The organism is Pseudonocardia sp. (assembly GCF_025965585.1).
Classification (GTDB): domain Bacteria; phylum Actinomycetota; class Actinomycetes; order Mycobacteriales; family Pseudonocardiaceae; genus Pseudonocardia.
The window spans coordinates 1-7777 of the sequence record NZ_JAOPWR010000323.1 but is presented as its reverse complement, the minus strand read 5'-3'; the positions used below and the strand labels follow the sequence as shown (position 1 = coordinate 7777).

Genomic DNA, 7777 nt, shown 5'->3' with positions numbered 1-7777 from the left:
GCGCGGGAGTCGACGATCGAGGCGTACGGGGAGGCGGTGATCCCCGCGCTCTGACCACAGAACGCCGGAGGGGATCGGTCACGATTGCGCCAGCCGCTCCCGGACACCGGTCGACACGATGAAGCGGTGATCAAGACCTGCCGCCGCGCCCTGGCCGTGTCCGGGCTCGCCGTACTCGCGCTGCCCCCTCGGCGTCACACTCGCCACCGGTTGATCAGCGCGCGTCGCCCGCCGTCACCCCGGCAGGGGCGGTGCGGTACGGCGCGTGAGGATCACGCCAGAACGGCCGCGTTCGTCGCGGCGCGTCGTCACGGGGCGGTACGGGTCGCTGCCGACGGGCGTGGTCACGTAGCCCTGCTCGGTCATGGGGACAGCAGCCGATCGACGAGATCTACCGCGCTCGAGTTCACACAAGCACGACCGGATCCCCCGCGCGCACGGTGCCGCCGCTCACCACCTCGGCGTACACGCCGGCGCAGGGAAGGACGCCGAACCCCTCGACGTCCACGCGGTTCTCCTCCAGCACGGTGCGCACCGCGTGGGCGGCCCGGGGCAGCGGGCCGTGCTCCAGCGTGGGTACCGAGCAACGCGGGGTGGGCAGGATGCCGCGCAGCCGCACCTCACCGACCACGATCTCCCGGCCGACCCAGTGGTTCTCCATGTACGGCGTACCCGCCGGCGTCGCGATCACCAGGTTGGGCCGGTAGCGCACGGCCTCGGCCCCGATCCGGTCGAGCGTGGCCGTGGTGATCAGGTGCACGGGCGCGTAGTCGACGAACGTGGTGCCGGTGGAACCCTGCGCGATCTCCAGGGTGCCGAACGGCACGTCCGCATCGACCCCGTGGGCGAGCACGTCCTCGGGATCGGGCCGCTCGACGGCGGCTCCGTCCGGGCGCACGCCCGCCAGGTGCACCTCCCGGCCGAGCGCCGTGGACAGTGCGCGGTCGACGTCCTCCACCGCGCTCCCGTCGGAGCTCGTGATGTGGACCCCCGAGCCGTCGAGGGTGGCGGTGAACTGCAGCAGCTTCCGCCACAGCCGCGGGTGCTTGGCCGTGGCCACCCGGCCGGTCTCGGCGTCGAGCAGGGCCAGGGCGCGGTCGCCCTCCACCCCGCCCGAGGCGAGCACCAGGGAGTCCAGGGCCTCGCCGAGCATCGACTTGACGGGGTACCGGTACAGCTCCGCGACCGTCCCGACCGCCGTCATGCCGGCCCCTGCGCCTTCAGCCACTTCGTGGCCAGCTGGACGTCCGCCAACGCCTTCTGCGCCTGCTCGACGTCGACGTTGAGCAGCTCCTTCTGCGGCAGCTTCGCCGAGACCGCGCCGAGCGCGTCCGCCCCGGTGGCCTTGGCCTTGTTGATCAGCGGCAGGACGTTCTGCGCGGGGAAGTTGTTCCTGGGGTCCTGCGGCGTCACGACGTCGTTGGCCGGTAGCGCGGGATCGGTGGTGAACAGGCTCCCGTTGTCGCCACCGAACGCGGTGAGCAGGGGTGTTCCCGCCATGAACAGACCGAGGGTGCGCTTCATCGTGGTGGGCTCCTTGCCCTATCGGGTCGACGCGGGAGACCCCGCACCGTTCGGGTGCGGGATCTCCCGGTCCGATCAGATCAGGCCGTTCTTCGTCAGCCAGTCCTTCGCGACCACGTCGACGGCGGGCTTGGTCGGACCGGCGGCCGTGGCGTTCAGGTTGATCAGCTCGTCGGTGGTGAGCTTGGCGGACACCGCGTTGAGCACGGCGGTGACGGCCGGGGTGGCCTTCGCCTTGTTGATCAGCGGCACGACGTTCTGCGCGGCGAAGTTGTTCTTCGGGTCCGCGAGTGCCACGAAGCCGTCCTGTGTGATGGACGGGTCGGTGGTGAAGATGTCGGCCGCCTGGATGTCGCCGTTCTTCAGCGCCGCGATGGTCAGCGGGCCACCGGCGTCGAGGGACTTGTAGTCCTTGAACGTGCAGTTGTAGGTGTTCTTGAGGCCGGGGATGCCGTCGGGGCGGGTCTGGAACTCCGGCGGCCCGCCGAACGTGAGCTGCCCGCAGTTGGGGGCGAGATCGGCGATGGAGGTGGCGTTGTACTTCGTGGCCGTCTCCTTGGTGACCACGACGGCGTCCTTGTCCTCGGCCGCGGACTTGTCGGTGACCGTCAGGTTGGCCGGCAACGCCTTCTGCAGCGCCGCGTAGACGTCGTCGGCGGAGGTCTCCTTGGCCGTCTTGTCGATGTACTGCAGCAGCACGCCGGTGTATTCGGGGATGAGGTCGATCGAGCCGTCCTGCAGGCCCGGGTAGTAGGCCTCCCGGCTGCCGATGGAGAGCTTCTTCTCCACCGTGATGCCCTTGGCCTGCAACGCCTGGGCGTAGATCTCGGCCAGGATCGAGTTCTCGGTGAAGTTGGCCGAGCCGACGATGATCGTCGACGACGGCGCGGCCGAGCCGCCGGAACCGCTCGACAGCGGGCTGCCCCCACCGCCGCCACAGGCGGTGAGCGCGAGCGCGGCGGTGGCGGCGACCGCCGTGGTGCGGATGATCAGGGAGCGTCTCATCAGGGTCCTCCGGGGGGTGGGGCTCAGGCCGCCTGTGCGGCGGGTCGGGGGTCGGGCACGGCACGCAACCGGCGGCGGCCGACGGCCGGAGCCACCTGCAGACCGGGCGAGACGAGCAGCTTCTGCAGACCGGCGAGCAGCAGGTCGGCGACGATGGCGAGCAGGGCGACCAGGATCGATCCGGCCACCATCTGCGGGAAGTCACGGATGGCGAGACCGTCGATGATGAAGCGGCCGAGGCCGCCCAGGGCGACGTACGCGGCGATCGTGGCTGTGGAGATCACCTGCAGCACCGAGCTGCGCACCCCGCCGATGATGAGCGGCAGGGCGTTCGGCAGCTCCACCTGGAAGAGGATCTCGCGCCCGCGCATCCCCATTCCGCGCGCCGCATCGACGATCGCCGTGTCGACGTTGCGGACGCCTGCATAGGTGCCGGCCAGGATCGGCGGCACGGCCAGGATCACCAGCGCGATCAGCGGGCCGGTGATCCCGAGGCCCATCAGCGTGACGAGCAGGATGAGCAGGCCCAGCGTGGGCAGGGCCCGCAGGCCGTTGGCCAGCCCGACGGCGAGGAACCCGCCGCGACCCGTGTGGCCGATCCAGGCGCCGAGGGGGACCCCGATGGCCAGCGCGATGATCATCGTCAGCGCGGTGTAGCCGAGGTGCTCGACCAGGCGTTGCGGGATGCCCTGCGACCCCGACCAGTTCGCGGCGTCGAACAGGTAGCTCAGGTAGTTCATCGCGCTCTCCCCGCTGCGGCGGCGATCCGGTCCCACGGGGTGATCGCCCGACCCAGGGCCAGCAGCAGACCGTCGATGACGAGGGCCAGCACCAGCACGACGACGATCCCCGCGACGACCTCGGAGGTGATGCTGCGCTGGAACCCGTCGGTGAACATCTTGCCCAGCCCGCCGAACCCGACCGTGGCCCCGACGGTGACGAGGCTGATCGACGACACCGTCGCGACACGCACCCCGGCCAGCACGACCGGCACCGACAGCGGCAGCTCGACGGCCAGGAACCGGCGCACCGGCTTGTAGCCCATGGCCGTGGCCGAGTTGACGACGATGGGCGGCACCGCCGACAGCGCGTCGGCGACCGTGCGCACCAGCAGCGCGAGCGTGTAGACCGACAACGCGACGATGATGTTGACGGGGTCGAGGATCTGCGTACCCAGGATCGCGGGCAGCAGCACGAAGAACGCCAGCGACGGGACGGTGTAGAGCAGCCCGGATGCGTTGATCGTGAGCGTGCGGCCGAACCTCGTGCGGTTGGCCAGCCAGCCCAGTGGGATCGCCAGCACGAGCCCGATCACCACCGGGACCAGCGCGAACACCAGGTGCTGCAGGGTGAGGCTCCCGATCAACGGCAGGTTGCCGAGGACCCAGGTCATGCCGAGTGCTCCCAGACCGGAGCGGCGGCCGGGACGAGCGCCGTGATGATGGCCGGCCCGATCATGCCGCCGCCTCGCCCTTGCGGACCCCCTCCAGGGCCCGCAGCACGTCGTCGGCGCTGATCGAGCCCGCCACGGCACCGTCGCCGTCGACGGCCACCCCCTGCCCGGACGGCGACGAGAGCGCCGCGTCCAGTGCGCTGCGCAGTGAGCCGGAGGTGACGTCGTAGAGCGACCCGCCGGGCACCAGGTGGTCGGCGCCGACGGGACCGGTGACCCCGCGGATCCAGCCCTGCGGGTGGCGCGAGCCGTCGACGACCAGCGTCCAGCCCTCACCGCCGGGCGCCGGCTCGCCCAGGGCCACCGTGGGCAGCTCCCCCAGCGGCAGCTTGGCCGAGGAGAGGAAGCCGAGGCCGCGGTAGCCGCGGTCGCGGCCCACGAAGTCGTCGACGAAGTCGTCGGCGGGGCGCGCGAGCAGCACGCCGGGCTCGTCGTACTGGGCGAGCAGGCCGCCGGTGCGGAACACCGCCACCTTGTCGCCCAGCTTCACGGCCTCGTCGATGTCGTGGGTGACGAAGACGATGGTCTTGCCCAGATCGCCCTGCAGCCGCAGCAGCTCATCCTGGAGGCTCTCGCGCACCACGGGGTCGACCGCGCTGAACGGCTCGTCCATGAGCAGCACGGGCGGGTCGGCCGCGAGAGCGCGGGCCACCCCGACGCGCTGCTGCTGGCCGCCCGACAGCTGCGCCGGGTAGCGCTTGGCCATCTCCGGGACCAGGCCGACGATCTCCATCAGCTCGGCCGCCCGCTTGCGGGCCCTGCCCTTGTTCCAGCCCAGCAGCAGCGGGACCGTGGCGATGTTGTCGAGGATGGTGCGGTGCGGGAACAGCCCTGCCTGCTGGATGACGTAGCCGATGCCGCGGCGCAGCTCGGCGGCGTCGACCGCGTTGACGTCGCGGCCGTCCAGCTCGATCGTGCCCTCGGAGATGTCGATCATCCGGTTGATCATGCGCAGCGACGTGGTCTTGCCGCAGCCCGACGGGCCGACGAAGACCGTGATCTTGCCGGCGTCGACGGTCAGGTCGAGATCGTCGACCGCCACCGTGCCGTCGGGAAAGCGCTTCGTCACGCCCCGGAACTCGATCATCCGAGACCCCCGGTTCTCACCGGCGACACCTGGTCGGTCACCGCAGGAGCACGAGGCTAGCCCGAGACACCGACGAGAGCATGTCTCGTGATCGCTTAGAGACCGGCGTTCCGGCTCGCCGGAGTGGCCAGCCGGCCACCCTCGAGCGTCGCGCGCAGGGCGTGCGGCGGCAGCGGGCGGGCGAACAGCCAGCCCTGGAACGCCTCCACGCCGATGCCGCGCAGCACATTGAACTGCTCCGCGGTCTCGACCCCCTCGGCGACGGTGCTGCGGCCCATCGCCTTCGCCATGTCGACGACGGCACGGGCCACGGCGAAGTCGGCGGGGTCGTCCGCGACCCCGGTGACGAACGCACGGTCGACCTTCACCGTCTGCGCCGGGAGCTCCTTGAGCCGGGCCAGGGACGAGTAGCCGGTGCCGAAGTCGTCCACCGCGAAGCGGACACCACGGTCGACCAGCGTGGCCATGGCCGCCAGCGCGTGCGGCGGGAGCGCCACCAGGCTCGTCTCGACGAGCTCCAGGACGAGCTGGTCCCACGGCAGGCCGCTGCTCTCGACGATCTCGGTGACGGCGGCCAGGAAGTCCGCCTCACCGGGCAGCAGGCCCGCGAGGTTCACCGCGACGGCCGGACGGCGGCCGCGGTGCTCGGGCCACGTCGCGGCCTCGTGAACGGCCGTGCGCAGCACCCAGAGGTCGAGGTCGCGCAGCAGACCGCTGCGCTGGGCGACGGGCAGGAAGTCGCCGGGCGAGATGACGCCGCGCTCCGGGTGCGGCCAGCGCACCAGCGCCTCGGCGCTGAGCACGGTGCCGTCGGGACCGACGACGGGCTGGTACTCCAGCACCAGCCCGCCGCCCGCGATCGCGGCCCGCAGCTCGGCCTCCAGCTCCAGCGCCCGCGTCGCCGAGCTCACGACGCCGTCGGTGGCCACGCCGATCCCGCCACGGCACTGCCTCCGCTTGGCGTCGTGCATCGCGACCTCGGCGAACCGCAGGAGGTCCGCCGCGCGCACCTCGCCGCTGGGCACGGGCGTGGCCAGCCCGACCGACGCCGTCATCTGCACGGGCCGGCCGCACACCGTGATCGTGGTGCGAAGCAGGTCGGCCACCATGCGGGCGAGCTGGTCCGGACCGCCGACCTCGGCGTGGTCGGCGCAGATCACCACGAACTCGTCGCCCGACAGGCGCGCGGCGGTGCAGCCCACCGGGAGCTCGCGCTGCAGCCGCGCCGCGAGCGAGACCAGCAGGTCGTCGCCCGCCTCGTGGCCCAGCGAGGAGTTGACGCGCTGGAAGTCGTCGAGGTCGCCGCACACGACCGCGACGCGGTTCCGGCCGGGCCCGGCGAGCAGCCGGTCCACCAGCTCCAGGCTGGCCGCGCGGTTGGGCAGGCGCGTGAGCTCGTCGACGGTGCCGGCGCTGCGCAGCAGCTCCGCGGCCCGGCGGCGCTCAGAGACGTCGGTGCAGACGACCAGCCAGAACCAGCTGCCGTCGTCGGCGGAGGTGACCGAGACGTTGAGCTCGCACCAGACCGTGGTGCCGTCGCCGCGGCGGAGCGGAGCGACGTCCACGCGGTAGCCGTAGGACGCGCCGGGCGGGATCACCCGCAGCCACTCCGGGCGCTCGCCGCCGGCGACGTCGACGGGCAGGTCGGCGGCGAGCAGCCCGGCGGGCAGGCCGCGCAGCTGCTCCAGCGGGACGTCCAGCAGCGCGCAGAGGCCTGCGTTGGCGTCGGCCGTGCGACCCGCCGGGTCGATCAGCGCGACCCCGCCGGGCACGAGCGCCATGAGGTCGGCGAACCGCTGCCCCGAGTTGCGGATGCGGTCGGCGGCGCTTCGCTGGGCGTTCTCGTCGCGGTGCTGCGCGGTCAGGTCGCGCACCACGCCGACGAGGCGCACGGGCGCGCCGTCCTCGGCGTACTCCACCTCTGCGCGGCAGCTCAGCAGCACGTCTCCCGGCAGCCGCAGCTCCACGTGGTTGTCGGTGGGCTGCCCGCCACCGGTCCGCCCCGATCGCAGGTCCTCGCACAGCAGCGCCACCTGCTCGCCCTCCACCGGTCCGGCCTCGGCCGACTCCGGGTCGAGCCCGACCGCGGCGTAGAGCTCGTCGAGCGTGTCGCTGCGGTGCAACGTGCCCGTGGCCAGCTCGAAGCTCCACGTGCCGACGCGGGCGATGCGCTCCAGCTCCGTCGTCCAGTCGCGGTCGGCGGTGCGGCCCAGGCTGCCGCCGCCGTCGCCCAGCTCGACGAGCACCACCGCGGACAGCTCCTCGCCGGGCAGCTCCCAGCGGACGACGCGGATGCGCACCAGGTGCCCGTCGCCCCGCACGAGCCGCGCGTCGCGGTCCGGGCCGACCACGAGCTGCGCCAGCCGCATGCCCGCCAGCTCGCCGTCGCGGCCGACGAGCTGCGCGAGCGCGCCGTTGGCACGGACGATGCGGTCCGAGCGGTCGCAGACGGCCGCGGGCGCGGCGGGCAGGCGGATGGTCTCCGGGCCCCGGCCCGCGCCGGTGCCGTCGGCACGGCCGGGCAGGTCACCGACCGGGCCGTTGCCGAAGACCGCGTCGCGGAGGGCGGGCAGTACACGCGGCGACCCGTACCCGGCCCACTCGTCGGACTCGTCGACGGTGTCGTAGGGGTCGATCGTGTGGATCGCCGCCGGGTCCGTGGCCGGCTCGGTCCGGCCACCGGTGCCCACGGCGGCCGGCGACTCGGC

8 protein-coding genes are annotated in these 7777 nt (G+C 72.7%); all 8 read right to left on the bottom strand.

The features are described from left to right. Window positions 1-234 precede the first annotated feature (234 nt). Entirely contained in the window at window positions 235-366 is a 132-nt protein-coding gene (locus JWR81_RS19590; protein ID WP_297654668.1) for a hypothetical protein, read from the bottom strand. A gap of 40 nt (window positions 367-406) precedes the next feature. Continuing rightward, window positions 407-1204 (bottom strand): MOSC N-terminal beta barrel domain-containing protein, encoded by a 798-nt coding sequence (locus tag JWR81_RS19585; protein ID WP_297654665.1) that lies wholly within the window; start codon window positions 1202-1204, stop codon window positions 407-409. Further along, window positions 1201-1524, bottom strand: coding sequence for a glycine betaine ABC transporter substrate-binding protein (locus tag JWR81_RS19580; protein ID WP_297654662.1), 324 nt, complete (start codon window positions 1522-1524; stop codon window positions 1201-1203). The genes JWR81_RS19585 and JWR81_RS19580 overlap by 4 nt, the downstream gene beginning before the upstream one ends. A 75-nt stretch (window positions 1525-1599) precedes the next feature. Further along, window positions 1600-2529 carry an ABC transporter substrate-binding protein gene (locus tag JWR81_RS19575; RefSeq protein WP_297654659.1) on the bottom strand — a complete coding sequence of 310 codons (930 nt, stop codon included), beginning with the start codon at window positions 2527-2529 and terminating at the stop codon, window positions 1600-1602. Window positions 2530-2552: 23 nt separating this feature from the next. Then, entirely contained in the window at window positions 2553-3269 is a 717-nt protein-coding gene (locus JWR81_RS19570; RefSeq protein ID WP_297654655.1) for an ABC transporter permease, read from the bottom strand. Next, window positions 3266-3922, bottom strand: a complete 657-nt coding sequence (locus JWR81_RS19565; RefSeq protein ID WP_297654652.1) for an ABC transporter permease — start codon at window positions 3920-3922, stop codon at window positions 3266-3268. The genes JWR81_RS19570 and JWR81_RS19565 overlap by 4 nt, the downstream gene beginning before the upstream one ends. A gap of 61 nt (window positions 3923-3983) precedes the next feature. Next, window positions 3984-5069, bottom strand: coding sequence for an ABC transporter ATP-binding protein (locus JWR81_RS19560; protein ID WP_297654648.1), 1086 nt, complete (start codon window positions 5067-5069; stop codon window positions 3984-3986). A 95-nt stretch (window positions 5070-5164) separates the two neighbouring features. After that, window positions 5165-7777, bottom strand: a 2613-nt coding sequence (locus JWR81_RS19555; RefSeq protein WP_367278811.1) for an EAL domain-containing protein, incomplete at its 5' end; no start/stop codon positions are given.

Bases quoted from the DNA above. Each gene is read 5' to 3' on its own strand.
- JWR81_RS19585 (WP_297654665.1), bottom strand. From the start codon at position 1,204: ATGACGGCGGTCGGGACGGTCGCGGAGCTGTACCGGTACCCCGTCAAG.
- JWR81_RS19565 (WP_297654652.1), bottom strand. From the start codon at position 3,922: ATGACCTGGGTCCTCGGCAACCTGCCGTTGATCGGGAGCCTCACCCTG.
- JWR81_RS19590 (WP_297654668.1), bottom strand. From the start codon at position 366: ATGACCGAGCAGGGCTACGTGACCACGCCCGTCGGCAGCGACCCGTAC.
- JWR81_RS19580 (WP_297654662.1), bottom strand. From the start codon at position 1,524: ATGAAGCGCACCCTCGGTCTGTTCATGGCGGGAACACCCCTGCTCACC.
- JWR81_RS19575 (WP_297654659.1), bottom strand. From the start codon at position 2,529: ATGAGACGCTCCCTGATCATCCGCACCACGGCGGTCGCCGCCACCGCC.
- JWR81_RS19560 (WP_297654648.1), bottom strand. From the start codon at position 5,069: ATGATCGAGTTCCGGGGCGTGACGAAGCGCTTTCCCGACGGCACGGTG.
- JWR81_RS19570 (WP_297654655.1), bottom strand. From the start codon at position 3,269: ATGAACTACCTGAGCTACCTGTTCGACGCCGCGAACTGGTCGGGGTCG.